This is a genomic window from Mangrovicoccus sp. HB161399, assembly GCF_013184745.1.
In the GTDB taxonomy this organism is placed as follows: domain Bacteria; phylum Pseudomonadota; class Alphaproteobacteria; order Rhodobacterales; family Rhodobacteraceae; genus Mangrovicoccus.
Genome location: NZ_JAATVU010000005.1, coordinates 1 through 26,010 on the forward strand (window position 1 = coordinate 1; position 26,010 = coordinate 26,010).

General features: G+C 69.8%; 26 protein-coding genes. 9 read left to right on the plus strand and 17 right to left on the minus strand.

Annotation, left to right across the window (positions count from 1 at the left end; translation table 11 throughout):
- Window positions 1-473: 473 nt before the first annotated feature.
- The 9 genes from HCC78_RS03900 to HCC78_RS03940 form a co-directional block, all read right to left on the minus strand.
- Complete coding sequence (locus tag HCC78_RS03900) at window positions 474-1,274, minus strand: SDR family NAD(P)-dependent oxidoreductase (RefSeq protein WP_172327432.1); 801 nt, start codon at window positions 1,272-1,274, stop codon at window positions 474-476.
- Window positions 1,271-2,149 carry an amidohydrolase gene (locus HCC78_RS03905; protein ID WP_172327433.1) on the minus strand — a complete coding sequence of 293 codons (879 nt, stop codon included), beginning with the start codon at window positions 2,147-2,149 and terminating at the stop codon, window positions 1,271-1,273. The genes HCC78_RS03900 and HCC78_RS03905 overlap by 4 nt, the downstream gene beginning before the upstream one ends.
- The gene (locus HCC78_RS03910) at window positions 2,146-2,709 is read right to left on the minus strand and encodes a carboxymuconolactone decarboxylase family protein (RefSeq protein WP_172327434.1); all 564 of its coding nucleotides are present in this window, start codon (window positions 2,707-2,709) and stop codon (window positions 2,146-2,148) included. Before HCC78_RS03910 ends, HCC78_RS03905 begins: the two co-directional genes overlap by 4 nt.
- Entirely contained in the window at window positions 2,706-3,362 is a 657-nt protein-coding gene (locus tag HCC78_RS03915) for a glutathione S-transferase family protein (protein WP_216671017.1), read from the minus strand. Before HCC78_RS03915 ends, HCC78_RS03910 begins: the two co-directional genes overlap by 4 nt.
- Complete coding sequence (locus HCC78_RS03920) at window positions 3,359-4,669, minus strand: TRAP transporter large permease (protein WP_172327435.1); 1,311 nt, start codon at window positions 4,667-4,669, stop codon at window positions 3,359-3,361. Before HCC78_RS03920 ends, HCC78_RS03915 begins: the two co-directional genes overlap by 4 nt.
- On the minus strand, window positions 4,666-5,190 hold the full coding sequence (locus tag HCC78_RS03925; protein ID WP_172327436.1) for a TRAP transporter small permease subunit: 525 nt from the start codon (window positions 5,188-5,190) through the stop codon (window positions 4,666-4,668). Before HCC78_RS03925 ends, HCC78_RS03920 begins: the two co-directional genes overlap by 4 nt.
- A gap of 70 nt (window positions 5,191-5,260) precedes the next feature.
- A complete protein-coding gene (locus tag HCC78_RS03930) occupies window positions 5,261-6,292 on the minus strand; it encodes a C4-dicarboxylate TRAP transporter substrate-binding protein (RefSeq protein ID WP_172327437.1) in 1,032 nt (343 codons plus the stop codon).
- Between the two features lie 115 nt (window positions 6,293-6,407).
- Window positions 6,408-7,349 (minus strand): LysR family transcriptional regulator, encoded by a 942-nt coding sequence (locus tag HCC78_RS03935; protein ID WP_172327438.1) that lies wholly within the window; start codon window positions 7,347-7,349, stop codon window positions 6,408-6,410.
- Between the two features lie 133 nt (window positions 7,350-7,482).
- On the minus strand, window positions 7,483-8,355 hold the full coding sequence (locus HCC78_RS03940) for an AraC family transcriptional regulator (RefSeq protein ID WP_172327439.1): 873 nt from the start codon (window positions 8,353-8,355) through the stop codon (window positions 7,483-7,485).
- 184 nt (window positions 8,356-8,539) lie between these two features.
- Here HCC78_RS03940 and HCC78_RS03945 point away from each other — a divergent pair, with 184 nt between their 5' ends.
- The 7 genes from HCC78_RS03945 (at window position 8,540) to HCC78_RS03975 (ending at window position 14,964) form a co-directional block, all read left to right on the plus strand.
- Complete coding sequence (locus HCC78_RS03945) at window positions 8,540-9,757, plus strand: amino acid ABC transporter substrate-binding protein (protein ID WP_172327440.1); 1,218 nt, start codon at window positions 8,540-8,542, stop codon at window positions 9,755-9,757.
- Between the two features lie 51 nt (window positions 9,758-9,808).
- Window positions 9,809-10,678, plus strand: a complete 870-nt coding sequence (locus HCC78_RS03950) for a branched-chain amino acid ABC transporter permease (RefSeq protein WP_172327441.1) — start codon at window positions 9,809-9,811, stop codon at window positions 10,676-10,678.
- Window positions 10,675-11,583 (plus strand): branched-chain amino acid ABC transporter permease, encoded by a 909-nt coding sequence (locus tag HCC78_RS03955; protein WP_172327442.1) that lies wholly within the window; start codon window positions 10,675-10,677, stop codon window positions 11,581-11,583. Before HCC78_RS03950 ends, HCC78_RS03955 begins: the two co-directional genes overlap by 4 nt.
- Window positions 11,580-12,308, plus strand: a complete 729-nt coding sequence (locus HCC78_RS03960) for an ABC transporter ATP-binding protein (RefSeq protein WP_172327443.1) — start codon at window positions 11,580-11,582, stop codon at window positions 12,306-12,308. The genes HCC78_RS03955 and HCC78_RS03960 overlap by 4 nt, the downstream gene beginning before the upstream one ends.
- Window positions 12,301-13,023: an ABC transporter ATP-binding protein gene (locus tag HCC78_RS03965; RefSeq protein ID WP_172327444.1), complete on the plus strand. Its 723-nt coding sequence runs from the start codon at window positions 12,301-12,303 to the stop codon at window positions 13,021-13,023. The genes HCC78_RS03960 and HCC78_RS03965 overlap by 8 nt, the downstream gene beginning before the upstream one ends.
- A 13-nt stretch (window positions 13,024-13,036) precedes the next feature.
- On the plus strand, window positions 13,037-14,485 hold the full coding sequence (locus HCC78_RS03970; protein WP_172327445.1) for an aldehyde dehydrogenase: 1,449 nt from the start codon (window positions 13,037-13,039) through the stop codon (window positions 14,483-14,485).
- 203 nt (window positions 14,486-14,688) lie between these two features.
- On the plus strand, window positions 14,689-14,964 hold the full coding sequence (locus HCC78_RS03975; protein WP_172327446.1) for a hypothetical protein: 276 nt from the start codon (window positions 14,689-14,691) through the stop codon (window positions 14,962-14,964).
- 480 nt (window positions 14,965-15,444) lie between these two features.
- Here HCC78_RS03975 and HCC78_RS03980 read toward each other — a convergent pair whose 3' ends face one another.
- From HCC78_RS03980 to HCC78_RS03990, 3 genes are all read right to left on the minus strand, one after another.
- Window positions 15,445-16,302 carry an RNA polymerase sigma factor gene (locus HCC78_RS03980; protein WP_172327447.1) on the minus strand — a complete coding sequence of 286 codons (858 nt, stop codon included), beginning with the start codon at window positions 16,300-16,302 and terminating at the stop codon, window positions 15,445-15,447.
- On the minus strand, window positions 16,299-16,700 hold the full coding sequence (locus HCC78_RS03985) for an SRPBCC family protein (RefSeq protein ID WP_172327448.1): 402 nt from the start codon (window positions 16,698-16,700) through the stop codon (window positions 16,299-16,301). Before HCC78_RS03985 ends, HCC78_RS03980 begins: the two co-directional genes overlap by 4 nt.
- Window positions 16,701-16,799: 99 nt before the next feature.
- Window positions 16,800-17,699: a LysR family transcriptional regulator gene (locus HCC78_RS03990; RefSeq protein WP_172327449.1), complete on the minus strand. Its 900-nt coding sequence runs from the start codon at window positions 17,697-17,699 to the stop codon at window positions 16,800-16,802.
- 93 nt (window positions 17,700-17,792) lie between these two features.
- On the opposite strand from HCC78_RS03990, the gene HCC78_RS03995 reads away from it, so the two are divergent.
- Window positions 17,793-18,617 (plus strand): SDR family oxidoreductase, encoded by an 825-nt coding sequence (locus HCC78_RS03995; protein WP_172327450.1) that lies wholly within the window; start codon window positions 17,793-17,795, stop codon window positions 18,615-18,617.
- 147 nt (window positions 18,618-18,764) lie between these two features.
- Window positions 18,765-19,499, plus strand: a complete 735-nt coding sequence (locus HCC78_RS04000) for a DUF3047 domain-containing protein (RefSeq protein WP_253949023.1) — start codon at window positions 18,765-18,767, stop codon at window positions 19,497-19,499.
- Here HCC78_RS04000 and HCC78_RS04005 read toward each other — a convergent pair.
- Genes HCC78_RS04005 through HCC78_RS04025 form a run of 5 tightly spaced genes read right to left on the minus strand, consistent with a single transcriptional unit; the run spans window position 19,492 to window position 25,773 of the window.
- Window positions 19,492-20,127, minus strand: coding sequence for an ATP-binding cassette domain-containing protein (locus HCC78_RS04005; RefSeq protein WP_172327451.1), 636 nt, complete (start codon window positions 20,125-20,127; stop codon window positions 19,492-19,494). The two genes, HCC78_RS04000 and HCC78_RS04005, sit on opposite strands and share 8 nt — an antisense overlap.
- Window positions 20,124-21,839, minus strand: a complete 1,716-nt coding sequence (locus tag HCC78_RS04010; RefSeq protein WP_172327452.1) for an ABC transporter permease — start codon at window positions 21,837-21,839, stop codon at window positions 20,124-20,126. Before HCC78_RS04010 ends, HCC78_RS04005 begins: the two co-directional genes overlap by 4 nt.
- Window positions 21,815-23,002 carry an ABC transporter substrate-binding protein gene (locus HCC78_RS04015; protein ID WP_172327453.1) on the minus strand — a complete coding sequence of 396 codons (1,188 nt, stop codon included), beginning with the start codon at window positions 23,000-23,002 and terminating at the stop codon, window positions 21,815-21,817. Before HCC78_RS04015 ends, HCC78_RS04010 begins: the two co-directional genes overlap by 25 nt.
- A 21-nt stretch (window positions 23,003-23,023) precedes the next feature.
- Window positions 23,024-23,629 carry a CDP-alcohol phosphatidyltransferase family protein gene (locus HCC78_RS04020; protein WP_172327454.1) on the minus strand — a complete coding sequence of 202 codons (606 nt, stop codon included), beginning with the start codon at window positions 23,627-23,629 and terminating at the stop codon, window positions 23,024-23,026.
- Complete coding sequence (locus HCC78_RS04025; protein ID WP_172327455.1) at window positions 23,626-25,773, minus strand: FAD-dependent oxidoreductase; 2,148 nt, start codon at window positions 25,771-25,773, stop codon at window positions 23,626-23,628. The genes HCC78_RS04020 and HCC78_RS04025 overlap by 4 nt, the downstream gene beginning before the upstream one ends.
- Window positions 25,774-26,010: the final 237 nt, after the last annotated feature.

The window sequence follows — 26,010 nt, forward strand, 5'->3', positions numbered from 1 at the left end:
GCCCATCAGGGCCCTGACCTACAGGCGGCAGCATGATCAACAGGCAAGCTTAGCACCGCCGCAAACCTGTCCGGGAAATGGGGGCCTCCTCAGTCTGAGCTTGCCCCCGGATCATCCGGCCCGCTGGCGCGGACCAGCTTGAACCCGAGATCGTGCCGGCTGTCTGTCGTCCGCGGAACGCGGCAGCCCCGGCCTGCTGCAGCCGGATCGCCCCGGCCGGGCCCGCGGCGGCGAGTTCGGGCCGCCAGCCCTTCAGCTGCGGCGGCGTCATGCCGAGCTCGCCTGCGACGCCGGCCTGGGTGGCGCCCGGCCCGGACAGGCAAGCGGCGGCCTGCTCCTTGAACCCGGCGGCGGAATGCCGGCGGGGCTGCCTGCACATGTGGGGTCCCTCTCTCTGGGAATAATGTAACGCCCAGTCCGGCGGTCGGGGGCAAGGGCACTAGAGACGCAACGGGAATTCCGGAACTGGCGCTTCAGTCGCAGCGCACTGACATGCCGCCGTCGACGACAATTTCCGTCCCGGTGACGAAGCGCGCCTCGTCCGAGGCAAGGAAAAGTGCAGCGTTGGCAGTGTCGCGGCCATCGCCCATCCAGCCCAGGGGAATGCGCGCCAGCCGCTGCGCCAATAGCGCATCCACGTCGCCGCCGGCGCGCTGGCGCGCCAGCCGGGCCTCGACCATCGGCGTGTGCAGCTGGCCAGGCACCACGGTATTCACCCGCACGCCGCGGGGCGCGTATTCCACCGCCGTGACCCTGCCGAACTGGATCACCGCCGCCTTCGCGGAAGCATAGGCCACCTGCGCGGCCCCGGTCCAGCGCAGGCCCGAGGTCGAGGCGGTGTTGACGATTGCGCCAGAGCGCTGTGCCGCCATCTGCGGCAGCACCGAACGGCAGGTCAGGTAGACGGATTTCAAGTTGAACGCCATCTGCCGGTCCCAGTCCTCCTCCGGCAGCTCTGCCGCCCCGCCCCGGACCGAACCGCCGACATTGTTGACGAGGATGTCGACCTTGCCGAAGCGGGCGATGCAGGCGGCCACCATGGCTTCGACGGCCGCGCCGTCGGTGACATCGCACAGATGCGGCTCCGCCTCGCCGCCTGCATCGCGGGTGCGGGCCAGGGTCTCGTCCATCGCGTCGGCGCGCAGATCGACCGCGAAGATCTTCGCGCCTTCTTCTGCGAAGCGGATGCAGGCGGCGCGGCCGTTGCCCCAGCCGGGTCCGACGCAGCCCGCTCCGGTGATGATGGCCACCTTGCCGTCGAGCCGCCCGGTCATGCAGCCGCCCCGAAGCCGTAGAGCCGCCCTGGATTGCCGACGAGCAGCCGCCCGAGGGCCTCCGGACCCGGAGCGATCGCGGCGAGCGTATCGACCAGCACGCCGTCATCAGGCGGTGCGGCGCGGAAATTCGGATGCGGCCAGTCGGTGCCCCAGATGGTGCGGTCCGGATAGAGCTCGACCAGCTTCGCGGCGAAGGGCGTGGCATCGGCATAGGGCGGCTCCCCGGCCGAGCAGCGCTCCGATCCCGAGACCTTCAGCCAGACATGATCCCTTTCTCCCAGCCGGACCAGCTCCCGGAAGGGCGCCTGGTCCATGCCGCGCCTCGCCTCGATCCGCCCCATGTGGTCGATCACCACCGGGCAGGGCAGCTCCGCCAGCACTGGCGCGAGTCCGGCAATCAGCCCTGGCTCCATGTGGATCAGAAGCTGCCAGCCGTGATCTGCCAGGCGCGGGGCCAGCGCCCGCAGCTGGTCCGGGCCGGCGCCGGGGGCGAGGTGGGACATGTAGTTGAAGCGCAGCCCGCGGAAGCCCTGCGCGTGCAGCCTCCGGATCGTGGCATCCGGGATCTCCGGCGGGGCCAGCGCGATGCCGAGACAGCGGCCGCGCCGGGCCGCCAGGGCATCGGCCACGGCCGAATTGTCATGGCCATGGCAGCCGGACTGCACGATCACGCAGCGCTCGAAGCCCAGCAGGTCATGCAGCCGGAACAGCTCTTCCTTGGGCGCGTCGCCGGGCTTGAAACCGCTTTCAGCCGCGTAGGGAAAGCGAGACACCGGGCCGAAGACATGCACATGGCAGTCGGTTGCCCCCTCCGGCAGCTCCAGCTCGGGCGCGCTGCGGTCCGGGTTCCAGGTGATCGGGGCGTCGTTCATGTCAGTTCCTTCGGAGCGTCGCGCGGCGGGGAGATGCGGAACACGTTCAGCGTGGCCGAGATCAGCGTGTAGTAGCCGATGACCCCCACCAGATCGACGAGCCGCCGGATCCCGAGCACCACTTCGGCCTCGGCATAGAGGTCGTCGGGCACGTTCCGCGTGGCCAGGACCGAGACGGCGACAGCGTGGGTCACGCGCTCCTCGGCATCGGCATAGGGCGGTTCGGCGCCGGTGCGCAGCGCCTCGACCAGTTCCGGCGAGAGACCGGCCTCCAGCGCGGGCGGCTTGTGGGCATGCCACTCGTATTCCGCGTTCCAGTGCCGTGCCATGGCAAGGATGGCCAGCTCGCTCAGCCGCGGCTCCAGCGAGCTGTCATAGCGGCAGTAGCGCCCCAGCTCCTGCGCCCTGGCGGCAAGCTCCGGGCGGTGCAGCCACACGGCAAGCGGACCGCGCACGCCGCCGCGCGGCCCCGAGGCGATGGCGTCGTGGATCTCGCGCTGGCGGGCATCGTAGCCCGCCGGATCGGGCGCGGCGAGACGCTGTTCGGGCCAGTCGGTCATGTCGGGGCCTCCGTTGCCTTGAATGCGGGTTCGGCATCGGCAAAGCGCGCGAGCCAATCGGCCAGGCCGGGGCAGCGGCCGCGCCAATCCACCGGCGCGCGCCAGTCCAGATAGCCGAGCGCACAGGCCAGCGAGATTGCGGCCGCATCGGTCCGGTCCGGGTCGGGCGGCCGCGCCGCAAGCGCCGAAAGCCCGCGCTCGACCTTGCCGCGCTGATGCGCCAGCCATTCCTCCGAGATCTTCTCCGCATTGCGGAAGCGCCCCTCGTAGACCATGAGCAGCGCCGCATCGGTGATGCCGTCGGCAAGGCAGGCCGCCGTCAGGCATCGGAAGCGGGCGCGCCCGGCGCGCGGGATGAGACAGCGGTCCCCGGAAAGCGCATCGAGGAATTCCAGGATCACCCGGCTGTCGTAGAAGGTCTCGCCATCGGCCATCAGGCAGGGCATCTTGCCCAGCGGGTTCTGCCCGCGCAGGTCGTCCGCAGGATCGCGGGTGTCGGCCGGAACCAGCTCGATACGGTCCGTCAGCCCCAGCACCTGTGCCGCCATGCGCACCTTGCGCCCGTAGGGAGAGGTCAGCGTGGTGCGCAGGACCGCACGCCCGCCCTGCCCTGCGCCACGGAGCGCTGGGGGCTGTTCCAGGGCCGCGCTCACAGCATCGTCTCCGGCAGGAAAAGGGCGATCTGCGGGACGAGGCAAAGCAGCACCAGCATGGCGAAGCCCGCCAGCACGAAAGGCAGCAGCCCGCGGAACACCTGCTCGAGCGACACCCGTCCGTTCGAGGCCGATTGCACCACGAAGCAGTTGATCCCGACCGGCGGCGTCACCGCGCCGATCTCGACCAGGAGCACGACGAAAATGCCGAACCAGATCGGGTCGAAGCCGAGATCCATCATTACCGGATGGGTGATCGGCAGGGTGATCGCAAGCAGCGCCGGCGCGTCCATCATCATGCCGAGCGCGAGGTAGATCAGCGAGACCAGCAGCACGATCACCCAGCGGTTCACCTCCAGGCCGGCCAGGGTGCCGCCGACCGCATTGGCGACGCCCGAGAGGGCGAGGAATTTCGAGAAGACCAGGGCGCAGATCAGGATGCCGAAGATCATCGCCGAGGTCTGGATGGTCTCAAGCAGGGTCCTGCGCAGCTCCACGCCTGCAAGCCCGCGATGGCGGATGACCGCCAGCAGGAAGGTGGCGAATGCGCCGATCCCGCCCGCCTCGGTCGGGGTGAAGATGCCGGCATAGAGTCCCGCCACGATCAGCAGGATGATCAGCACCAGCGGTCCGGCCAGCTTCAGCGAGGCCAGCTTTTCCCGCAGGGTGAAGCGATGGCTTTCGCGCGGCGCGAGGCCCGGATTGCGCAGCACTGTCAGCCAGATCGCGAGGCACAGCACAAGCGCGAAGACGATGCCCGGAAGGAAGCCCGCGATCAGCAGCGCGCCGATCGAGCTGTCGGTGAGGATGCCGTAGACCACGACCAGGGCCGAGGGCGGGATCATCACCGCCAGCGTGCCGGCGATGGCGATCGAGGCGGAGGCGAGGCTCTTGTCGTAGCCGCGGTCGAGCATCTGCGGCAGCGCCAGCTTGGTGAAGACGGTCGCCGTGCCCACCGAGGAGCCCGAGGCCGCGCCGAAGGCCGCCGCGCCGAGCGTCGTCGAGATGGCCAGGCCGCCGCGCAGGTTGCCGAGCCATTTCGTGGTGGCCTCGAACAGGTCCTCGCCCAGCCCCGCGCGCATGGCGAAGAAGCCCATCAGCAGGAAGAGCGGGATCACCGAGAAATGGAAGCTGTGGGTCGTGTCGAAGAACACCGTGCCGAGCATCGCCGTCGCTGCCTTGACGCCCACGATGGAGGCGAGGCCGAAGGCGCCCACGAGGCCCAGCACCACCATGACGTTGATTCCGAGGAGGATGCCGCCGAACAGCCCCGCCACGCCGATGCCGCCGATCAGGAGCGAACTCATTCCATCACCTCGCCGGAGCCGTCTCCGAACTTGCCGCCGAGCGCCGCCCAGACGGCGTCGAGCAGGTACTGGACCGCCAGCAGCGCGAGGCCGAAGCAGACGGCGAACTTGACCGGCCAGATGGGGAAGCGGATCGAGCCGCGCTCCAGCTCGCCGATGGCGAAGCTCTTGGCCGCCATCATCCAGCCTGCATGCGCGGCCCAGGCGAAAAGCACGAATCCCGCCAGCATCGCCAGCACGTTGGCCGCCCGCGCAAGGCGCTCCGGCAGGCGCCGGGTCAGCAGGACGACCTTGATATGGCCGCCATGCATCTGGGTCAGCGCGAGCGACATGAAGATGATCAGCGGCAGCGCGCTTTCGGTCAGTTCCAGCGTCCCGGTGACCGGCCGGTTGAAGAGGTAGCGCATCGCGACATTGGCCACGACCAGCAGCATGACCGCGAAGATCAGCACGCCGGCAGCTGTTCCGCATAGCGACAGGAACGCGCCGTAGCGGCGGCGCAGGGTTTCGAGCTTGTGCATCTCTGGGATTCTCGCGAGAGGGAGGGTCCGCGCCGTGACGGAGCACGGCACGGGACCGGTCCCGTCCGGATCAGGACGGCGTGTCGAAATCGAAGCTTTCCGCGATCTCCTCCGCAGGCACGCCGAGAGCATCGGCCTTGCCGATCCATTCCTGCCGCACCTCCTGCACCCCGGCATCGTCGAGCACGCCCAGCAGGTCTTCCTTCGGGAAGGGGATCACCTCGACGCCGAGTTCGCCTTTCCACAGCTCGCGCACCCGCGCTGCGTCCTCGTCCAGAACCCGGGCATATTCCACGAGATAGTCCTTGCCGAGCTGGTCGATGACTCCGCGGGTCTCGTCATCCATCGCGTTGTAGCTGTCGAGGTTCATCGCCAGCAGATGTCCGAAGGACGCCCCGAGCGGCACTTCGACATAGTACTTGGCCACCTCGTCGTATTTCCAGCCGCGCGCCAGCGCCGGGCCGATCGGCGTGCAGTCGATGATCGAGCGCTGCAGCGCCTCGTACGCCTCCGAGGTGGCGATCGAGACCGGCGACGCGCCGAGCGCCTCGATCAGCTTCGGATAGGCGAAGCCGTAGGACCGGATGCGCAGGCCCTTCATGTCCGCTGCGCTCTTCACGGGCTTGGTGCAGAGAAGGCCGTAATCCTCGAGCGGCCGGAAACCGAAGGCATGAAGGTTCTGGTTTTCGAGTTCCGCGGAAAATTGCGGATAGGTCGCATGCATCTTCTCCATGAACTGCCCGACCTCGAGCGAGTTCATCGGCTGCGGGATGAAGAACCCGACGGCGTTGTTCAGCGGCAGCAGATCGGGAAAATAGGGGGTGATGATGTCGCCGAAGTCGCCCACCCCAGCGGAGAGCGCCTCGGGGATCTCGCGGGTCTTCGCGACCGATCCGCCCCAGAACACCTCGATGGAATGCATGCCCTCCGTGCGCTTGGCAAACTCGTCGACGAGCCATTGGGTGGTAACCGCCTGCGCGTCGCCCGCTCCCTGCGGCTTGAAGGTGATCCACTTGTAGGTATCCGCCTGCGCGGCACCTGCGAGACCGGCAGCCGCCACGAGCGCAAGCGCCGACGACCGCAGAATTGCGTTCAGAGACATGGTTCCTCCCAGAAATGCGGGCCTTCCTCCGTGCCCGTCTGCCGCGATCCTGCGGAACCGCGAGACATAACGCAAATACCGTAATTAGATAATTCCGATGCCGTTGCGGCATGGCTCAGCGCCAGATGCCGGCCTCGACCAGCCCGCCGACGATGTCGCGCACCAGCGTTTCGACCACCTGGATCGCCTTCTTGCCCTGCTGGTCGGCCTTGGTCGCGGTGCAGAGCGTCCACGCCATCCGCGGCTTGGTGATCGGGCGGGCGTCGAGCGTGCCGTTCTGCACCTCGGACAGCACGCCGCCATAGGTCAGGATCGAAAAGCCATGCCCGTGCCGGACCAGAGATTTCAGGTGCCAGACCCCGTCGGCCCGCTGCACGATGTTCAGCCCGGCGCCGATCGCGTCGGCATGCTTGTCGACGAGGATGCGCAGGAAATTCGGCCGACTCGGCATGATCAGCGGCATCGCTGCCGCTTGGGCCAGGGTGTAGCTGTCCTGCCCCAGCGCGCCGCGCGGACCGATCAGGTAGAGATGCTCGACCAGCAATTCGCTGGTGGCGATGTCGCCCCGCAGCGGCGCGTCATGCATCACCGCAAGCCCGATCTCGCCCTGCGAGAGCTTGTGCTCGAGCGCGTTGGAGAACCCTTCGACGAAGCGCAGCTCGATTTCCGGGTATTCGGCCTTCACCCGCGACAGGAGCGGCGGCAGGATGAATTCGCCCGGCGTCGGCGGCATGCCGACCACCACTACGCCCTGCGGCCGCTCGGCATGGGCGGTAACGTCGTGATGCGCCTGGGCAATCTGCGCCATGACCGCATAGGCCCGGCGCTGCAGGATCTCGCCCGCATCCGTCAGTTCCATGCCGCGCGCCGTGCGGTTGAACACCTTCAGCCCAAGCTCGCTTTCCAGCCGGGCGATCTGCCGGCTGAGCGCGGGTTGGGCGACGCGCAGGCGTTCGGAGGCGCGGGTCATGTTCTTCTCCTCCGCTACGCAGAGGAAATAGCGCAGGGTGCGCAACTCGGGCTGCCAGTCGCGCAGCATGCTTCCGGTCTCGGCCATGTCCTCCTCCCGCCTTCCTGCTGCCCGGCCGGGTGCATTGCCGGCGGCGGACGGATCGCGGTCAGGTGTCTCTAGCATCCGGCCGCCGGCCATGGAACGGCAGATCGCCATCCTGCAGATGCGGCTCGCTTGCTCAGGGCCAGGCGGCGAAGGTCTGTCCCTGTGCCTCCGTCTTCCGCGCGGCCTTGCGGAAGGCGGCCGGGGTCTGGCCGGTCTCGCGCTTGAAGAACCGCGAGAAATAGGCCGGGTCGGCGAAGCCCAGGCGGAAGGCGACCCGCGACACCGGCATGCCGGTATTGGTCAGCAGTTCCGCCGCTTCGCGCAGCAGGATCCCGTGCAGGTAGGCACGCGGCGAGAGGCCGGTCGTCCGCTTCACCGCCGAGCCGAGCCGGTCCCGGCTGACCTGCAGTTCCCTGGCATAGGCCTCGACCGGCAGATGGTCCCGGGCGCGCTGCGCGGCGAGCCGGATGAAGCGTTCCGACAGCCCCTGCGGCGCGCCGCCGGGAGTGACGAGGTCCTTGCGCGCCAGGCGCCAGAGTTGGAGCAGCAGCAGCGACAGGTAGTGCGAGGCTGCGATTTCCGCGCCGGGCTCGGCGCTCTGACGTTCGCGGGAGAAGTCCTCGAGCAGGCCGGCCACGGCGCCGGACGGGTCCGCCGCGAGGTCGAGATCCTGCGACAGCGTGCGCTGGATCTGCCCGCCGATCGGCGTCGCCGGAAGGGCCTGCAGCAGGCTGGCGGACGGAATCGACAGCAGGCCGCCCCTGGCGCCGCTCTCGGCCACCAGTTCCCGGCCGGCCCGGCCTGCCCACCACAGCAGCCGCGGGCCGCTGTGTTCGGGCTCAGCGTCGCTGCCGGCGGCGCGCAGCCGGACCTGGCCGTAATCGAGCAGCAGCAGATGCGCCGCCCCTTCGGCCAGGCCGAAGGCGATGCGGGAGAGCGGGCTCCTGATCGGGTGCAGCCTCGGAGCCGGGCGGCGCGGCGGGGACAACCTTTCTGAGATCGGCATGATGCGCGGATGCTGGGCCGGCCAGCCGAAAAAATCAATCGCCAGTGCAAGAAATGGCCGCGCCAGTGCATTTATGCGGTCCGCCTCCCCGATCTAGGGTGAGAGCCAGCTTTGCAGGACCCCGGAACAAGGGGCCGCCGGAGCGGAGGAGGGCCGGGTGCAGCCGGCCGAAAGGGAGGATCAGATGACAGCCATTTCGCGGCGCGCAGCCCTGCGCGCAGTTCCCGTCGGCATGGCAGCGTGCCTGGTGCTGGGCACCGGTGCCGCGGCAGCGGACGACGCCACGGTGAAGATCGGCTACGCGGTGGCCCGGACGGGACCGAATGCGACCGGCGCGGGGATCACGACGATCCCCAATTACGAGCTGTGGGTCGACACGGTGAACAAGGCCGGCGGGCTCAAGATGCCCGATGGATCGCAGCGGATGATCGAGGTGGTGGAGTACGACAACCGCTCCTCCAACGAGGACCTGGTCCGCGCGATCGAGCGGCTCGCCTCGCAGGACAAGGTCGACCTGATCCTGCCGCCCTGGGGGACCGGCGCCAACCTTGCCATCGCGCCGCTCATGGCCCGTTTCGGCTATCCGCAGCTGGCCGTGACGGCGGTGACTGACAAGGCGCCGGACTTCGCCGCGCGCTGGGAGCGCAGCTTCTGGATGCTGGGCGGCGGGCATGACTACGCGGCCGGGCTGGTGGACGTGCTCAGCCAGGCGCGCGATGCCGGAACGATCAACGGCAAGATCGCGGTGGTTTCGGTCGCGGACGGGTTCGGCATCGACCTGATCACCGGCGCCCGGCCGGCCTTCGAGGAAGCCGGGTTCGAGCTGGCCTATGACAAGACCTATCCGCTGGGGACCTCGGATTTCGCCGCGATCATGAGCGAGGCGCAGGCCTCGGGCGCGGACAGCTTCGTCGCCTTTTCCTATCCGCCGGGCTCCTTCGGCATGACCAAGACGGCGCAGTCGATGGGCTACAATCCGAAGGTCTTCTACATCTCTGTCGGCGGCGCCTTCCCGATCTATCCCGGCGTTGCCGACGGCAAGGCCGAGGGGGTGATGGCGATCGGCGGCGTGGATGCGGACAGCCCGGCGATCATGGACTATTTCGCGCGGCACGAGGCCTTCGCCGGCAAAGCCCCGGACAGCTGGGCCTCGGCCATCACCTACGCCTCGCTGGAGATGCTGGCGCAGGCGGTCGAACGCGCCGGGCTCGATCATGCGGCGCTGGCCGGGGAGCTGTCCACCGGCAGCTTCGACACGGTGATCGGCGAGGTGAAGCTGGAGGACAACCAGCTGCGCGACCTCTGGTGGGTCGGCCAGTGGCAGGGCGGCGCCTTCCGCGCAGTGAACCCGGCCGGCAAGGAAGGCGCTTCGGTGCCGATGATCCCCAAGCCCGACTGGTGACCTCCCGCGGTCCGCATCGCCGGGCCGCCCCCGTCCTTCCAAGGTATCCCAATGCTGACGACCACGCTCATCCTCGGCCTCGTTCTGGGCGGCACCTATGCGCTGCTCGCCCTCGGGCTGACCCTGCAATACGGCATCGCCCGGATCATGAACCTCGCCTATGGCGAATTTGCCCTCGCCGCCGCCTTCCTCGCCGTCGCGCTGTTCCAGGGCATCGGCCTCTCGCCGCTCCTGTCTCTGCCCGGCATCGCGGCAGCGGGCTACGGCGCGGGCTGGCTGCTCTACCAGGTGATGATGCGGCCCCTGGTGGCGCGCTCGGGCGGCGGAGGGCGGCTGGAGACCGACAGCATCCTCGCCACGTTCGGCCTGCTCTTCCTGCTCCAGGGCGGGCTGCTCCTGGCCTTCGGCGCGGATTTCACCTCGATCTCCCATCTCGAGCGCGGGGTGGACGTCTTCGGCGTGCCGGTTGCGGCGAACCGGCTGATCGCCTTCGCCATCTGCGTGCTCGCCGGCGGAGCGCTGGTCGCGGCGCTGAGGTTCACGCGCTGGGGGCTGGCAATGCGCGCCGTGGCGCTGGCGCCCGGCTCGGCACCGCTCGTGGGCATCGACGTCAACCGCGTCGCGCGGCAGGGCTTCGCGCTCGGCGCCGCGCTGGCCGCGACCGCCGGGGCCTCGATCTCCATGTACCAGACCTTCTCCGCGACCGGCGGGGTGGTCTTCACGATGAAGGCGCTGGTGATCGTCATCATGGGCGGTGTAGGCAATGTGCCGGGCGCGCTGGCCGCGGGCTTCGCCCTGGGGCTGATCGAAACCTTCGTGGCCACCGCCATCGATCCCGGCCTGACCCTGGCCGCGACCTTCGCCCTCTTCCTCGGCGTGCTGCTCTGGCGGCCGCAGGGCCTGTTCGGAGCCCGCACATGATCCGCCTTCTCCTGCCCCCCGCCGCGCTCGCGCTGCTCGCCGTCTGGCCCATGATGGTCTCGGATTACGGCCTTGGCCTCCTGATCGGCGCGGCGACCTACGTGACGCTGGCCTCGGCCTGGGCGCTCTTCTCGGGACAGACGCATTACGTGTCGCTGGCCACCGTCGCCTTCTACGGCACCGGCGCCTATGCCGTCGCCGTGCTGAACGAGGCACTGCCCTACCCTGCCGTGCTCCTCTGCGCGGCGCTCGCGGGTGCAGCGATGGCTCTGGCGGTCGGGCTTTCCACGCTGCGGCTGCGCGGCGTCTATTTCGTGATCTTCAGCTTCGGGCTGGCCGAGCTCGTCCGCCAGCTGATCACTTGGTACGAGGTCAATGTCACCGGCACGCTCGGGCGCTACATCTTCCTCGATGTCACCGCCCGCGGCATCTACTGGCAGATGCTTGCCCTTGGCGCCGCCACCATCGCGCTCACCGCCTGGATCAACCGCAGCCGGCTCGGCATGGCGCTCCGGGTGATCGGCGACGACGAGGAGGTCGCGGCACATTCCGGAATCAACCTCGCGCGCACCAAGCTCGCGGCCTTCGTGCTTTCGGCGGTGATCCTGACGCTGGCCGGGGCGATCACCTCGCCGCGCTATGTCTATGTCGAGCCCTCGATTGTCTTCAATCCGACCGTCAGCTTCCTGACCGTGATCATGGCGCTGCTCGGCGGGGCGAACCGGCTCTGGGGCCCGGCGCTCGGGGCAGTGCCGCTGTTTCTCGCCTTCGAATGGCTCTCGGCGCATTTCCCCGACACCTATCCCGTGCTGCTCGGCCTCCTGTTCATCGGCGTCGTCTTCCTCGTGCCGCAGGGCATTCTGCCTGCCGCCGAAAGGCTCATGCGGCGGAGGGCCGGGGCATGAGCTTCCTCGAAATCATCGGAGCCGAAAAGCGCTTCGGCGGGTTGCGGGCAGTGGACGGCGTGTCCTTCGCGCTGGAACGCGGCGAGATTGCCGGGCTTCTCGGCCCGAACGGCTCGGGCAAGACGACGCTGATCAACCTGATCTCCGGCGCGCTGCCGATGAGCGCGGGCGAGATCCGGCTCGGCGGGCGGCGGATCAGCGGGCTCGGCCGCGACCGGATCGCAAGGGCGGGCGTCGCGCGGACCTTCCAACTGGTGCGCATCCTGCCCTCGCTGAGCCTGCGCGAGAACGTGATGATCCCCGCCGTCTTCGGCCGCAGGGCGCATTGGGGCCGCGAGGCGGAGCGGGTCGCGGCCGGGGCGCTGGACCTGGTCGGGCTTTCGGCACGCGCCTCCGCTTCCGCCGGGGATCTCACCTATATCGACCAGAAGCGGCTGGAACTGGCCCGCGCGCTCGCCGCCGAGCCGGAGCTGCTGCTGCTCGACGAATGGCTTGCCGGGCTGAACCCGACCGAGCTGGCCGAGGGCGTGGCGCTGATCCGGAGGCTGCAGGGCGAGGGGCTGGCGATCCTGATGGTGGAGCACATCCTCGACGCGGTCCGCGCGCTCTGCCCGCGGGTCGTGGTGATGAATTCCGGTCGGCTCATCGCCGACGAGGCGACGGCGGCCGCGCTGTCGGACCCCAAGGTGATCGCTGCCTATCTCGGGGAGGAGGCCGATGCTTGAGATCCGCGGGCTGACCGTCGCCTATGGCAAGCATGTCGCGCTGGAAGACGCCTCGCTAGACGTGGAACAGGGCCGCATGGTGGCCATCCTCGGCGCCAACGGGGCAGGCAAATCCTCGCTTCTCGGCGCGATCGGCGGCCGGGTGGTGCCGGTTTCGGGCAGCATCCGCTACCGCGGCCGTCCCCTGCTGGGCATGGCGCAGCACCGCCTCGTCGAGGAGGGCATCGCGCTGGTGCCGGAAGGGCGCGGCATCTTCCCGGCGCTGCGCGTCGAGGAGAACCTGCGCCTCGGCGCCTTCCCGGCCCGCGCCCGCCAATGCGCGGCCGAGCGGATGGAAGAGGTCTTCGCGCTCTTCCCGAAGCTCGCCGAGCGCCGCCGCCAGATCGCGGGCACGATGTCGGGGGGCGAGCAGCAGATGGTCGCCATCGGCCGCGCGCTGATGTCGAAGCCGGACCTGCTGCTTCTCGACGAGCCGTCGCTGGGCCTCGCGCCGATCGTCACCCGCGAGGTCTTCGCCGCGCTCGCGCGCATCCGCGCCACCGGCCTGACCATCCTGATCGTCGAGCAGAATGCCCGCGCCACGCTGGAGCTTGCCGACCATGCCTATCTCGTGGCGGCCGGCCGGATTGCCGGCTCCGGCCCCGCAGAACGCATCAAGTCCGACCCCGCAGTGATCCGCGCCTTTCTCGGCGGATCCCCCGCGGCGGCCGAATAGGAGAAGACCCCCGATGGAAAAGCTCGATCTCTATGTCAACGGGCGGCATGTCCCGGCCGAGGACGGCCGCAGCTTCGCGCGCGCCAACCCGGTGACCGGCGAGGTGGTGACCGAGGCTGCCGCCGCCTCCCTGGACGACGCCGCGCGGGCGGTCGATGCCGCCGCAGCGGCCTTCGCCGGCTGGTCCGCGACAACGCCGGGCGAGCGCCGCCGGATGCTGCTGGCAGCGGCGGACTCGCTGAAGGCGCGGGCCGACGGCATCGTGCTGGCGATGAAGGAGGAGATCGGCGCGACCGAGGCCTGGGCGCGGTTCAACTGCATGCTGGCTGCCGACATGCTGGTCGAGGCCGCCGCGCTGACCACCCAGATCAAGGGCGAGATCATCCCCTCGAACCGGCCCGGCTCCACCGCCATGGCGGTGCGCCAGCCTGCGGGCGTTGTTCTGGCCATGGCGCCCTGGAACGCGCCGGTGATCCTCGGCGTGCGCGCCATCGCCACGCCGCTTGCCTGCGGCAACACGGTGGTGATGAAGACCTCCGAGCTTTGCCCGCGCGTCCATGCGCTGGTGGTCGAGGCGGTGGCCGAAGCGGGCCTGCCGCCGGGGGTGCTGAACGCGGTCTCGAACGCGCCGGAGGAGGCTCCGGAGATCGTCGCCGCGCTGATCGCCCATCCGGCGGTGCGGCGGGTGAACTTCACCGGCTCCACCCGGGTCGGGCGCGTCATTGCCGAACTGGCCGGGCGGCACCTGAAGCCTGCGCTGCTGGAGCTCGGCGGCAAGGCGCCGATGATCGTTCTGGAGGATGCCGATATAGATGCCGCCGCCGCCGCCGCGGGCTTCGGCGCCTACATGAACCAAGGCCAGATCTGCATGTCGACCGAACGGATCATCGCCGTCGGAACTGCCGGGGACCGCTTCGCCCGTGCCTTCGCCGCGAAGGTGGAGAGCCTCCCGGCAGGCGATCCGCGCCAGGGCGACGCGCCGCTGGGCTCGCTTGTCAACCCCGAGGCAGCGGACCGGATCCGGTCGCTCGTCGCCGATGCCGTGGACAAGGGCGCGACCCTGATCGGCGGCGGCGGCCAGGGTCCGATGCTGAACGCCGCGGCGCTGGACCATGTCGGCCCGGACATGCGCCTCTACGGCGAGGAAAGCTTCGGTCCCGTCGTCGCCATCATCCGCGCCAGCTCCGTCGACGAGGCGGTGCGCATCGCGAATGAAAGCGAGTTCGGCCTCTCTGCCGCGGTCTTCGGGAAGGACATCATGGAGGCCCTGGCCGTCGCCCGGCGGATCGAGAGCGGCATTTGCCACGTCAACGGCCCGACGGTACATGACGAGGCGCAGATGCCCTTCGGCGGCGTGAAGGCCTCGGGCTACGGCCGGTTCGGAGGGACTTGGGGCATCGCCGAATTCACCGAACTGCGCTGGATCACCCTGCAGGACGGAGACCTGCACTACCCGATCTGACGGGCCGCCTGCCTAAGGGGGAGACCCTGCCGTCCGGAGCCCCCGCCCGGGCCTGCTGGTCGGCGCTGATGCAACCGTCTCCAAATTCGGATGGCTGCGATCCCACCTTGGCACCTCGATGCCCTCGGGGGGCGGTTGCATCATCAGCGCCCCGCCTGGTCCACGGCATCTTGCCCGCTGCCGATAGGGGCGACGGAGAGGACGTGATCGCCGGCAATCTCGGAGTGCCGCAAATGCAGGTGGCCGCCGCGATCGCAGCGGCCCGGGAGCGCATGGCATCGAAGACGCCCAAGCAGGGCACGGGCAGGATCGCGGCCCCTGGCGGTGGCGGCCTGATGCCGATGGCACGCTTCATCCAGCAGGAGGCGGTGTTCCTCGGACACTTGCTGCGCGGCGCTGGAGAGCTGCCCGCCGACGCCCGGCACGCCTGGGCGGCAACGACGCTCGGCCGGTCCGGCCGCCACCGCCAGCAGCTGTAGTTCTCCGGCAACGGGCCGGCGGACGACTGGCTCCGCGTGTTTCCCGCGGCGATGCCTGCCTGCCCGCTGTTCGTCACGACCTCCTGTCCACAGGACCTCGGTCCCGAGGTCGCCCTTGCCGCGTGGCGCGGGGAACTCGGACCGGACCCCGACGCCCGGATCGTCTGCACCAAGCCCGCCACGTCCCGTTCGGCGTCGGCCCGCGGGACAGTGGCGATACACGGGACCGGAAACTGGGGCCAGCCACGCGTTCGTTCGCTGCGCTGCGGTTCGCAGCGTTCTGCATCGCTGCCGCCGGGGCTGCCAGGGGCAAGGCTCCAGGCTGGCGCCCTGCCTGATCACGACCTGCGGGAACCCAAGGCGGATCGTCTTGGAACGACCGCCCGCGAGGCGCCGCGGCCGGAAAATTCCTGAAACTGCGGCGGCGCCGGAGATTGGAAGAGGGCGACGTCCCTGATCGACACGAATTTCAGCATCGTGTCAACGCTGACCGGGATGCGCGCCTGCGTCACCGTCTTGCAGCAGCTCCAAGGCCCGGAGCGCAAGCGCCCCGACATCCGAGCCGAATTCGGGATTCGATCGCATGAGTGCTGCTGCGCGGCGGTAGCCGTCGAGCGCGCGGATCCGGAGCTCCATCGCCTGGACGTCCGAGGCACTGCGAGTCCGAGACCCGAATTCCTCCCCGCCCCGGACGATCCTGCCGCGGGCAAGCGCCGGAGCGACGCGGCGTTCGCAGCGGCAGGCTCCCCTCGCTCCGGCAAGACCGCAATGCGACGAGACGAAGGCGGTCACCCGGTCGCGCGCCCGCTTCAGGCGCTGCCGGTGGGTAGCGGGCGGAACCTCCGACACGGCGGCGGCCTCGGTCTCGTTCATTTCGAACACCTCCGCGAGAAGATAGGCCATGCGCTGCTCGCGGCCTAGACAGGACAGCATGGCCAGTGTGCAGCCGATCTTGACCTCCTTGATCGCCAAGGCCTGCTCGGCCTCGCTCAGACCGGCCTCTTCGAGCGGGGCAGCCCCGTCGGCCAGATCCGCGGCGAAGGAATCGAAGGTGAGCCGCATCGCCTCCACCCGTCCGCGGCGGCGCTCGTGCACGAGATGGCGGACGGCCACCCTCATGGCCCAGCCGCCGGCCGCTCCGGGCTCGCGCAGCGTGCCCAGGTGAGTGACGATCTTGATCAAGATTTCCTGCGCAGCGTCTTCGGCATCCGTGTGGTTCGCGAGCATGCGCAAGGCAAGGTTGTAGACCGGCCGCTCGGCGGCGCGGACGATGCCCTCGAGGGCGGCGCGGTTTCCCTCCCGCGCCGCCAGCACCTGTGCCGGATCAAGCGTGATCATGCCTCCAGGAGCTCCTTCAGTCCGGCCAGTTCGCCCGCGAGGATCGCCATCTGTTCGGACAGCGCGCCCTCCAGCGCCTCCAGCGGCACGGGCGGGGCCATCAGCACGAAGGAATACACCGCCCTGTCCGGCCCGTCGGCGGTGACCCGTGAATAGGCGGCTCCTTCCGACCCGTCCGGGAAGGTCATGTGCCAATCGACCGTGCCGCTTCCGCGGCTGGCGACCGTTCTCAGCCGGATCGGCACTTCGCCCGCAGGAGTCGCAAGATCGGCGCTCTCGCCGTCCGCCCGGCGGAAGGCGTTGGTCCATTCCGGCAGGTTTTCCGGCCGGGCAAGGAAATCGAACACGGCGGCGGCGGGGCGGCCGATGGAAACGGATTGCACGTCGAAGGTCTTCATTTCTTCATCCTGTCTGGTCGCAGACATCCACTCGGTCTGCAGATAGGCAAGAGGCGCGCGGCCCGAAACCGTGACAGGATTTCTGCCTTCCTCCCGAAGTCAGCCGGGCAGCTTTTCCTTCAGCAGCGCGATGAAGGCGCGCAGCCCTGCCGGGACGTGGCGGCGGCCGGGATAGTAGATGCACAGGCCCGGTTCCGGCGGGCAGAACTCTTCCAGGACCAGCCGCAGGCGGTCGGCATCCAGCGCCTCGCGGACCACGGTCTCGGGCAGGAAGGCGATGCCGAGCCCAGCCATGGCTGCCTCGGCCATCACGGCATTGTTGTTGAGCGTCAGGACGCCCGGCACGTCCACCGTCTCCGCCCGGCCGTGCCGCTCGAACTCCCACTGGTAGAACGACCCGCCGGGCAGCCTCTGGCGGATGCAGCGATGCGCGGAGAGATCCGCCGGAACCTGCGGCGCCGGGTGCTGCGCGAGATACCCCGGCGCGGCCACCGCGACGAAGCGCAGGGGCCCGGCGAAAGGCACCGCGATCATGTCCTGCGGCACCGCCTCTGCGAGGCGGACGCCCGCGTCGAAGCCCTGCGTCACGATATCGACGAAACGCCCGTCGATCGCCAGGTCGAGCTGCATGCGCGGATAGCGCTCGAGGAAGTCCGGCACGACATGGCGCAGCAGGATCCGCGCGGCCTGCTCGGATGCGTTGATCCTCAGCGTGCCGCCGGGCTCGCCGCGCCTTTCCGCGAGGTCGGCGAAGATCTCGTCGAGATCGCCCAGCACCGGCAGGATCCGCGACAGCAGGTCGGCCCCCTCGCCGGTCAGCGCGACGCTGCGCGTGGTCCGGTTCAGCAGGCGGATGCCAAGGCGCTGTTCCAGCGTCCGCAGCGTATGGCTGAGCGCCGAGCGCGAGACGCCGATCTCTTCGGCGGCACGGCTGAAGCTGCGGTGCCGGGCCACCGCGGCAAAGGCGAGAAGATCGGGAAGGGGCGGGCTATTTGTCAAATTTTCTTCACCAGGCAATGCAATTCATGAACCATACCGGCATGAGCTGGCGGGCACCAGATGGAGAGGACCGACAAGCAAAAGAGGTTCGACATGAAAACCTGGCTCATCACCGGCGCGGCAAGCGGTTTCGGGCGCGCCATGACGGAACAGCTGCTGGAACGCGGCGACCGCGTGATCGCTACCGTGCGGCGCCCCGGCTCCCTGGCTCTCGGACACCGCAACCTGACAGTGCTGCATCTCGACCTGACGGATGCCGCGTCTATCGAGGCAGCCGTCGCGGCCGCCTTTGCAACCGGGCGGATCGACGTGGTGGTCGGCAATGCCGGCTACGGGATCTTCGGGGCCGCCGAAGAACTGGACGCGGCTGCCATCGACCGCCAGATCGCCACCAACCTGACCGGCGCAATCGCCTTCATCCGGGCCGTGCTGCCGCATCTGCGCGCCCAGGGCGGGGGGCGCTTGCTTCAGGTCTCCTCCGAGGGCGGCCAGGTCGCCTATCCGGGCTTTTCCGCCTATCACGCATCAAAATGGGGGATCGAGGGCTTTGTCGAGGCAGTCTCCCAGGAGGTCGCCTCCTTCGGGATCGAGACCCTGATCGTCGAGCCGGGCCCGACGCCGACCGAGTTCATCGGCGCGATCGACATGGCCCCCACGCTGACGGAATATGACGCCACGGCGGTGGGCATGGTGCGCAGCTCGCTGCGCAATCTTGCGGACGGCAACAGCAGCGAGAGCTTCGCGCGTCTCGCCGATCTGGGGCGCAGCGTCGGGGCGATCATCGCCGCCGCAGATGCCGCCGCGATGCCCCGCCGCCTGGCGCTCGGCAGCACCGCCTACGGCAATATCCGCGCAGCTCTGGCCGCCCGGCTGGAAGAGCTGGACGCCTACCGCGAGGCGGCGCTCGCCGCCGATTGACCCGACAAGCGGCGCTGCCTCCGGAGGCGGCGCCGCAAATGGCGCGCACCTGACGCGAACGTCATGGGCTGAAACCATTTCCGCCCTGTTGCGCGGCAGCCTGGGCCCCAAGTCTTCCGCAACGGACCATGACCCGGAGCGTTGCCAATGAAAATGGACAAGACTGCCCTGCCCTGCCCCGCCTTCGATGCCAGTGCCGCAGGACGCCCGATCAGGCGCCGCCGCCTGCTTTCGGCAGCGGCAGCCGCCGCGGCATGGGCCGTGCTGCCGGTCTCCGTCGGCGCGCAGTCCGCGATTCAAATCCGCTTCGGCGACGGCTGGCAGCGGCTGGATTTTCCTGGCCTGAAACCGACGCGCTACGAGTTCGGCGGAACGGCGCTGTCGATCGCGGGCGATGCCTCTTCCTCGCTGATCTACCTGGCCGCTCCGGAGTCCGCCCGGACTGCAAGCCGCGCAAGCTGGTCGTGGTCGGTCAGCCGCAGCGTGCCGCCGACGGATCTGGGCCGGAAGGGCGGCGACGACCGCAACATCTCGCTCTATTTCGTCTTCATGGATGCGGCCTCCGCGGAGCGGCTCGGCCCCGGCACGCCGCCGCAGCGGCTGCTGCGCAACCGTTCGGCGCGCGTGCTCCTCTATGTCTGGGGCGGCAGCCATCCGCCGGGCAGCCGCCTGCCCAGCCCGTATCTGCGCGGCCGCGGCGTCACCATCGTCCTGCGCCCGGCCGGCGCGGGGCAGGCCATCGAACAGGTCGACCTGGCCGGCGATCATGCGGCGGCCTTCGGCACGGTGCCGGAACGGCTGGTCGGCCTCGCGGTTTCGGCCGACAGCGACGACACCGGCACAGCGCTGCGCGCGCGGCTCTCGGTCCTGTCGCTCAGCTGAGCGACAGGACCGGCCCGCCCGCGGCCACGGCATCCTCGCGGTCATGGCTCACGAGCAGCGCGGGGATTGCGGCCCTGCGTATGGTCTCGAAGGTGAATTGCCGGATCGCATGGCGCCGCTCGGGATCGAGCGCGGAAAACGGCTCGTCGAGCAGGACCGCCCCCGGTTCGGCCAGAAGCGTCTGCATCAGAGCCGCCCGCGCGCGCTGTCCGCCTGACAGGGTCGCCGGATCGCGGCCGCCCAGTCCGCCGAGGCCGGCCTGCTCCAGCGCTTCGGCAACCGCCGCGCGGCGCGCCTTGCGCCCGCGGAGGCGCGGGGCGAGCCCGAAGGCGAGATTGTCCGCGACCGAGAGATGAGGGAAGAGCACCGCTTCCTGGAACATCATGCCAATGCCGCGCCGTTCGGCAGGCAGGCCGGAAAGGTCGCGCCCGCCGAGGATGATCCGGCCGGAAAGGCGGAAGCCGCGCTCCATATGGCCGCCGGCCGCTGCAAGCAGCGTCGATTTTCCCGCACCGGAGGGTCCCGTGATGCAGGCGGTTTCGCCCGGGGCGACCTCGAGATCCAGCGGTCCGAAGAGCCTGCGCCCGCCGGGTGCGGCCACGGCAAGAGATGCCAGGACGAGGCTCATGCCGCGCCTCCGAGACCGCGCCGTTCGCGGTGCAGGATCGCCGGGACGGCCAGAGCGGCGAGAAACGCGCCCCAGGGCAGCAACGCCTGCAGCACCGCATGGACCGCGGCCACGCGCCGGTCGGAGCCCGAGGCGAGCGCGACCGCTTCGGTGGTCAGGGTCTCGATCCTGCCGCCGCCCAGGAAGAGCGTCGGCAGGTATTGCGCGACCGAGACGGCGAAACCGACGGCTGCGGCGGTCAGGAGCGGCGCCAGAAGGACCGGCAGCTTGACCCGCCAGAGCCTCCGCCACGACCCTGCGCCGAGCGCCGCGGCGCTGCACTCGAGCCGTGGATCGGCCGCCTCCCAAGGACCCTTGAGAGCGATCATCAGATAGGGGAAGACGAACAGCCAGTGCCCCCATATCACGGCTGCCAGCGGCGGCAGCGGCGCGCGGATCATCAGACCCGAAAGGCCCGTCAGGAAGGACAGCTGCGGCAGGAGGAGCGGCACATGGATCGCCGCGGCGAGCCAGCGGTCCCGTCCGCGGCGTCCCAGCCTGTCCGCGCTTTCCAGCCAGGCGACCGCCGCCGCCAGCGCCAGCCCGGTCGAAGCGAGGGCGATCAGCGCCGAGGCCCCCGCCGGCCAGCCCCATCGCCCGGCATCCAGCCAGTGGCGCCAGGTCAGCTGCGCGGGAAAGAGTTCCGGCCAGCGCCAGGAGAAGGCTGCGGACCAGACCAGCAGGGCGGCCAGCGCAAGGAAGGCCATGAGGACGATGCCGGCAGACGCAGCCGGCAGCAGGGCCAGGGTCCGGCCGGTCCCGCGCAGCCGGTGGCCCCGCCGCAGGAACGCCCTGCCCGCGGCCCCCGCGATCCGTGCCAGGACCGCAGCTGCCGCGAAAGTGCCAGCCAGCAGGACCAGCTGCAGAACACCGCCCGCAGAGGCTGGCAGCAGCGCCTGCAAATCCGGGTCCGAGGAAAGGCGGGCGATCATCACCGGCAGGGTCGGCGGTGCGGAAGGTCCGAGGATCAGCGCCATGTCGACCACCGAGACCGAGAAGGCCAGCACCACCATGACCGGCAGCCGGATCTGGGGCCAGAACTGCGGCAGCAACACCCAGAGCCAGACCGCCGTCCGCCCGTATCCCAGCGCCCGCCCCGCCGCCATCTGCGCGCCAACCGGGATCCGGGTCAGCGCCGCGGAGAACATCAGCAGCAGGAAGGGCAGCTCCTTTGCCGTCAGCCCGAGGATCAGGGCGAGGCCGAGCGGATCGCCGGTCGTGGCGATGTCCGGCGGCCGCGCCCAGCCGAGGAGCGGGGCCAGCGCACGGGCGATCCAGCCCGAGGGCGCCAGCACGAAAGCCAGCCCGATGGCGATGGCGGCATGCGGCGCGGCAAGCAGCGGCGCGAGGACCCGGCGCAGCCCGCGCGCCGCACCCCTGCCATGGAGCGCGGCCAAAGTGCCGGTGGCGAGCAGAAATGAAAGCCCGGTCGCCGCCATGCCCGTCCACAGCGCCAGCAGCACGGCCCGGCCGAGACCCGGCATCTCCAGCAGCTCCCGCCAGGGCCGGAGATCGGGACCGTGTGCGCCGATCGCCGGGAAATGCCCGAAAGCGGCGGCAATGCCATGGCCGAGCCCGAGCAGGACCGGCAGGCCGAGACCGCCGAGAATGGCCGTTCCGGCAACCGCGCGCAGCAGGCCGCCGGAGGTCATCGCGCGTAGCGCCGCTGCCATTCCGCTTCCAGCTGCGTCATCCAGCCGGGCGCGGGCTCCGGCAGGACCGGGCCGAGGTCTTCGAGCCGCGGCAGGGCCGGGCCGGAGGGCAGCGCCGCGAAGTCCGCGCGGGCCTGCGGGGCAAGCTTGCCGGGATCGAGCACCGAAAAGGCGCCCAAAACGCGGATATCCTGCATATGCGCCTGCACCTCCGGATCGAGCAGGGCATCGGCGACGACCTTGGCGCCTTCGGGATTGGCGGCGTTGAAGGGAATGACGACGAAGCTGACATTGCCGATGCTGCCCTTCGCGGGAACATGGACGCGCACGCTTGGCGGCAGCAGCCCGTCGCGGATCGCTGCCGCCGCCGAAGCCGGGTCGAAGGACATCGACAGGTCGATCTCGCCGTCATTCAAGAGCTGCCGCTGGGCGAACTGGCTGGCCGGAAAGGACGTGCCGCCGCGCCACAGATGCGGGCGCAGCGCATCGTACCAGTCCCAGAGCGGGGCCGTGGCCGCGGCGAAGGTGGCATCCGTCGGCGGAACCGACAGGTCGGTGCCCTCCGGCGCCAGCTCGGCCAGCGCCTGCTTGAGGAAGGTCGCGCCCATGAAATTCGCCGGGTCGGGATGGGTGATCCGCCCCGGATGGGCCGCCGCCCAGTCCGGCCAGCCCGCCATCTCCGCAGGCGGCGGGCCGATCCGCGCCGTGTCATGGAGGAAGACGAACTTGGCCAGCCGCCAGGGCGCCTCCAGCCCCTCCACCGGGACCGTGAAATCCGTGACATTGGCCGATCCCGGCGACAGATCCAGCCAGCGCGCATTCGGCAGGCTGCCGGCGAAGGGCCCGTAGAGCAGCCCCTGTTCCTTCATCGCCGCGAAATTCGGGCCGTTGATCCAGATGAGGTCGACCGAGCCGCCGCTGCCGCGCCCGGCTGCCTTCTCGGCCAGCACGCGGGCCACCGCCTCGGCCGTGTCGCCCAGCTTGACATGGCGCAGCGTCACGCCATGCGCCGCCTCCACCCGGTCGCCCACCCAGGAAATGAAGGCATTGGTGCGCTCGTCCCCGCCCCAGGCATGGAAGTGGACCGTCCGGCCGCGCGCCGCCTCCAAAGTGGCGTCCCAGTCATCCGCGCTGGCAATGGCCGGAATCAGCGCAAGAAACGCGGCCGTGATGAAGCTCTTCATGGAAATCTCCTTGGCAAGGGGTCAGCGGAAGGCCGTCCAGCCCATCCGCCAGCGCAGCAGCGTCGTGATGGCGCAGGCGGCGGCGAAGCTCCAGGCGAGCACCGGGAACGCCTGCGGCAGCAGGCACATGGCAAGAAAGACCGCGATGGTCTCGAATCCCTCGGTCAGCCCGCCGAGATAGTAGATGCCCTTCTGCGGAAAGGCGGGCGACGCCCCGCCGCGGCGCGCGGCGATGGCGGCGAAGGCGAGAAAGGATGATCCCGTCCCCGAGAAGGAGGCGATCAGCGCGGCCGCGGGCAGCGCGTTGGCGGCCGGATCCTGGATGGCGAAACCGAGCGGGACCAGTGCGTAGAACAGGAAGTCGAGCGAGATGTCGAGAAAGGCGCCGCGGTCGGTCGGGCCATGGATCCGCGCCACCGCTCCGTCGAGACCGTCCAGCAGCCGGTTGGCCGCAATCAGCAGCGCAGCCGCCGTCCAGGCCCCGCAGGCCAGCGCCGGAACGGCGAGCAGCCCGACGAGGAACCCGGCGATGCTGACTGCATCGGCACCGGTTCCGCGGGCGGCCAGCCATTGCGCCGGAGAGCGCAGCACCGCCCGCTGCAGCGGAAGGAGACGTGCATCGATCATCCGCGCCTCCAGCGGTGGAACCGCTCCAGCAGCGCCAGGGCCCGCGGGTCGACATGGCCGCGCCGCCAGCGGCCTGCCGCCGCCTTGTTGGCCTCGGTCCAGGTCGGATAGACGTGGATCGTGCCGAGGATCCTGTTCAAGCCAAGCCCGTGCTTCATGGCTGTGAAGAATTCGACGATCAGCTCGCCTGCATGCGCGCCGGCGATCGTCGCGCCGAGGATGCGGTCCCTGCCCGGCACGGTCAGCACCTTGACGAATCCCTGTGCAGCCCCGTCGGTGATCGCACGGTCGAGCCCCGCCAGGTCGTAGCGCGTGACCTCATGGGGGATACCCTGCTCCGCCGCCTCGGTCTCCGACAGCCCGACCCGCGCGACCTCGGGGCTGGTGAAGGTGGCCCGGGGAATGACCCGGCAATCCGCCTTGAACCGCTTCAGCCCGCCGAACAGCGCATTGACTGCGGCGAACCAGGCCTGGTGCGAGGCCGCATGGGTGAACTGGTACGGCCCTGCGACGTCGCCCGCCGCGAGGATGTTTGGATAGCGGGTTTCCAGATAGGCATTCGTCCCGATGGTGCGGCCGGCCGGGATGCCCAGCTCCTCGAGGCCGAAACCGGACAGGCGTGCGCTGCGGCCGACGGCGACGATGATCTCGTCGAAGCCGATCCGCCGGGTGCCGCCGCCGTGCTCCACCTCTATCCATTTGCCGCCGTCGATGCCGCAGGCGGTCGCCTTGCATCCGGTCAGGACCGCGACTCCATCCGCCTCCAGGGACGCCGCCACCAGGTCGGATACCTCCGGGTCCTCGCGGCCCATCAGGCGCGGGGCCATCTCGATCTGGGTGACGTCCGACCCGAGCCGGGCGAAGGCCTGGGCCAGCTCGCAGCCGATAGGTCCGCCGCCCAGAACCACCAGCCGGCGCGGGGCCGCGGGTCGGTGACGCAGGCGGGACCAGAGCGTGTCGGATGTCAGCGGATCCACGCGCTCCAGTCCCGGGAGCGGCGGCAGCACCGGCGCGGCCCCCGTGGCGATGATGATGGCGCGGCTGGTGATGCTCCGGCGCCGGCCGTCATTGCCCGCGATCTCGACGGTCCAGGGATCGGCAAGCCTGGCGCGGCCCTTGATCACCTCGACCCCCAGACCGGCATAGCGCTCGGCGCTGTCATGCGGCGCGATGGCCGCAACGGACGCATGGACCCGCTCCATCACTTTGTCGAAGGGCACCTTCGGTTCCGCATCGGCGAGGCCCCAATCCGAGGCATGGCGCATCTGATGGGCGAGATCCGCGCTGCGGATCAGGGTTTTGGACGGAACGCAGCCGTAATTCAGGCAGTCGCCGCCCATTTCCCCGGCCTCGACCAGGGTGACACGAGCCTTCGTGGCCGCCGCGACATAGGCCGAGACAAGGCCGGCGGAACCGGCGCCGATCACGACGAGATTGCGGTCGAAGCGCTTGGGCCGCGTCCATCCGGCGTAGATCCGGCGGCGGCGCCAGACGCCGAGCGCGCCGCGGGCGGCCCAGGGAAACAGCGCCAGGGAGGCGAAGGAGGCCAGCATCGGCGCGGAGACGATGCCCGACAGGCTTTCCAGATCTGCCAGCTGCATGCCGGCATTGACGTAGACCGCCGTGCCCGCGAGCATGCCCGCCTGGCTGACCCAATAATAGGTCCAGGCGCGGATCGGGGTCAGTCCCATCAGCAGGTTCAGCGCGAAGAAGGGCACGACCGGCACCAGCCGCAGCGAGAAGAGATAGAAGGCCCCGTCCCGGGCCAGCCCGGCCTCGATCCCGTCCGCGCGCCGGCCGAGCTTCGCCCGCACCCAGTCCCGCGCAAGGTAGCGCGCGGCGAGAAAGGCGAGCGTCGCGCCGACGGCCGAAGCGAAAGAAACCAGAACCAGCCCCTGCCAGAACCCGAAGAGCGCGCCGGCGGCCAGCGTCATCCAGACCGCCAGCGGCAGAGACACAGCGGTGGTGGCGACATAGGCCAGCAGGAACAGACCGGCCGTGGCAAGCGGGTGCGGCTGCCGCATGGCGGCGATGCCTTCGAGCCGGACGCGCAGACCGGCCAGATCCAGCTCCTGGCCCGGCAGGAGCCACAGCAGGACTGCAACGATCCCGGCAAGCAGGAGAAAGAGAACCGGCTTCGTCATTCGCGCAATCCTTGCAGGCACATCCGTCTGCGAAGGTCTGGCAGCGCGGAGCTGCAATCTCAAATGACGCGGAATTACATGGCCGTCAGAAATGCTACAGGCCGGCCGGCGCCCGTGCCCGGCGCCGGGTTCCGGATGCCTGCCCCGGCCGGCTCATGGCGAGGGCAGACCTGGACGCCCGGGAGGAATGCGCCGCTTGCCTTCCGGGAACGGCTGCCCCCGGAAACAGGGCTGTTG

What these genes read in the sequence shown, in the direction of transcription:
- HCC78_RS03980 (WP_172327447.1), bottom strand. Translation starts at nt 16,302, where the DNA reads ATGATCACGCTTGATCCGGCACAGGTGCTGGCGGCGCGGGAGGGAAAC.
- HCC78_RS03940 (WP_172327439.1), bottom strand. Translation starts at nt 8,355, where the DNA reads ATGCCGATCTCAGAAAGGTTGTCCCCGCCGCGCCGCCCGGCTCCGAGG.
- HCC78_RS04025 (WP_172327455.1), bottom strand. Translation starts at nt 25,773, where the DNA reads ATGACGAAGCCGGTTCTCTTTCTCCTGCTTGCCGGGATCGTTGCAGTC.
- HCC78_RS03925 (WP_172327436.1), bottom strand. Translation starts at nt 5,190, where the DNA reads ATGCACAAGCTCGAAACCCTGCGCCGCCGCTACGGCGCGTTCCTGTCG.
- HCC78_RS03960 (WP_172327443.1), top strand. Translation starts at nt 11,580, where the DNA reads ATGAGCTTCCTCGAAATCATCGGAGCCGAAAAGCGCTTCGGCGGGTTG.
- HCC78_RS03930 (WP_172327437.1), bottom strand. Translation starts at nt 6,292, where the DNA reads ATGTCTCTGAACGCAATTCTGCGGTCGTCGGCGCTTGCGCTCGTGGCG.
- HCC78_RS03920 (WP_172327435.1), bottom strand. Translation starts at nt 4,669, where the DNA reads ATGAGTTCGCTCCTGATCGGCGGCATCGGCGTGGCGGGGCTGTTCGGC.
- HCC78_RS04010 (WP_172327452.1), bottom strand. Translation starts at nt 21,839, where the DNA reads ATGGCAGCGGCGCTACGCGCGATGACCTCCGGCGGCCTGCTGCGCGCG.
- HCC78_RS03985 (WP_172327448.1), bottom strand. Translation starts at nt 16,700, where the DNA reads ATGAAGACCTTCGACGTGCAATCCGTTTCCATCGGCCGCCCCGCCGCC.
- HCC78_RS03950 (WP_172327441.1), top strand. Translation starts at nt 9,809, where the DNA reads ATGCTGACGACCACGCTCATCCTCGGCCTCGTTCTGGGCGGCACCTAT.
- HCC78_RS03910 (WP_172327434.1), bottom strand. Translation starts at nt 2,709, where the DNA reads ATGACCGACTGGCCCGAACAGCGTCTCGCCGCGCCCGATCCGGCGGGC.
- HCC78_RS04000 (WP_253949023.1), top strand. Translation starts at nt 18,765, where the DNA reads ATGAAAATGGACAAGACTGCCCTGCCCTGCCCCGCCTTCGATGCCAGT.
- HCC78_RS03995 (WP_172327450.1), top strand. Translation starts at nt 17,793, where the DNA reads ATGAAAACCTGGCTCATCACCGGCGCGGCAAGCGGTTTCGGGCGCGCC.
- HCC78_RS03970 (WP_172327445.1), top strand. Translation starts at nt 13,037, where the DNA reads ATGGAAAAGCTCGATCTCTATGTCAACGGGCGGCATGTCCCGGCCGAG.
- HCC78_RS03965 (WP_172327444.1), top strand. Translation starts at nt 12,301, where the DNA reads ATGCTTGAGATCCGCGGGCTGACCGTCGCCTATGGCAAGCATGTCGCG.
- HCC78_RS03905 (WP_172327433.1), bottom strand. Translation starts at nt 2,149, where the DNA reads ATGAACGACGCCCCGATCACCTGGAACCCGGACCGCAGCGCGCCCGAG.
- HCC78_RS04020 (WP_172327454.1), bottom strand. Translation starts at nt 23,629, where the DNA reads ATGATCGATGCACGTCTCCTTCCGCTGCAGCGGGCGGTGCTGCGCTCT.
- HCC78_RS04015 (WP_172327453.1), bottom strand. Translation starts at nt 23,002, where the DNA reads ATGAAGAGCTTCATCACGGCCGCGTTTCTTGCGCTGATTCCGGCCATT.
- HCC78_RS04005 (WP_172327451.1), bottom strand. Translation starts at nt 20,127, where the DNA reads ATGAGCCTCGTCCTGGCATCTCTTGCCGTGGCCGCACCCGGCGGGCGC.
- HCC78_RS03955 (WP_172327442.1), top strand. Translation starts at nt 10,675, where the DNA reads ATGATCCGCCTTCTCCTGCCCCCCGCCGCGCTCGCGCTGCTCGCCGTC.
- HCC78_RS03935 (WP_172327438.1), bottom strand. Translation starts at nt 7,349, where the DNA reads ATGGCCGAGACCGGAAGCATGCTGCGCGACTGGCAGCCCGAGTTGCGC.
- HCC78_RS03900 (WP_172327432.1), bottom strand. Translation starts at nt 1,274, where the DNA reads ATGACCGGGCGGCTCGACGGCAAGGTGGCCATCATCACCGGAGCGGGC.
- HCC78_RS03945 (WP_172327440.1), top strand. Translation starts at nt 8,540, where the DNA reads ATGACAGCCATTTCGCGGCGCGCAGCCCTGCGCGCAGTTCCCGTCGGC.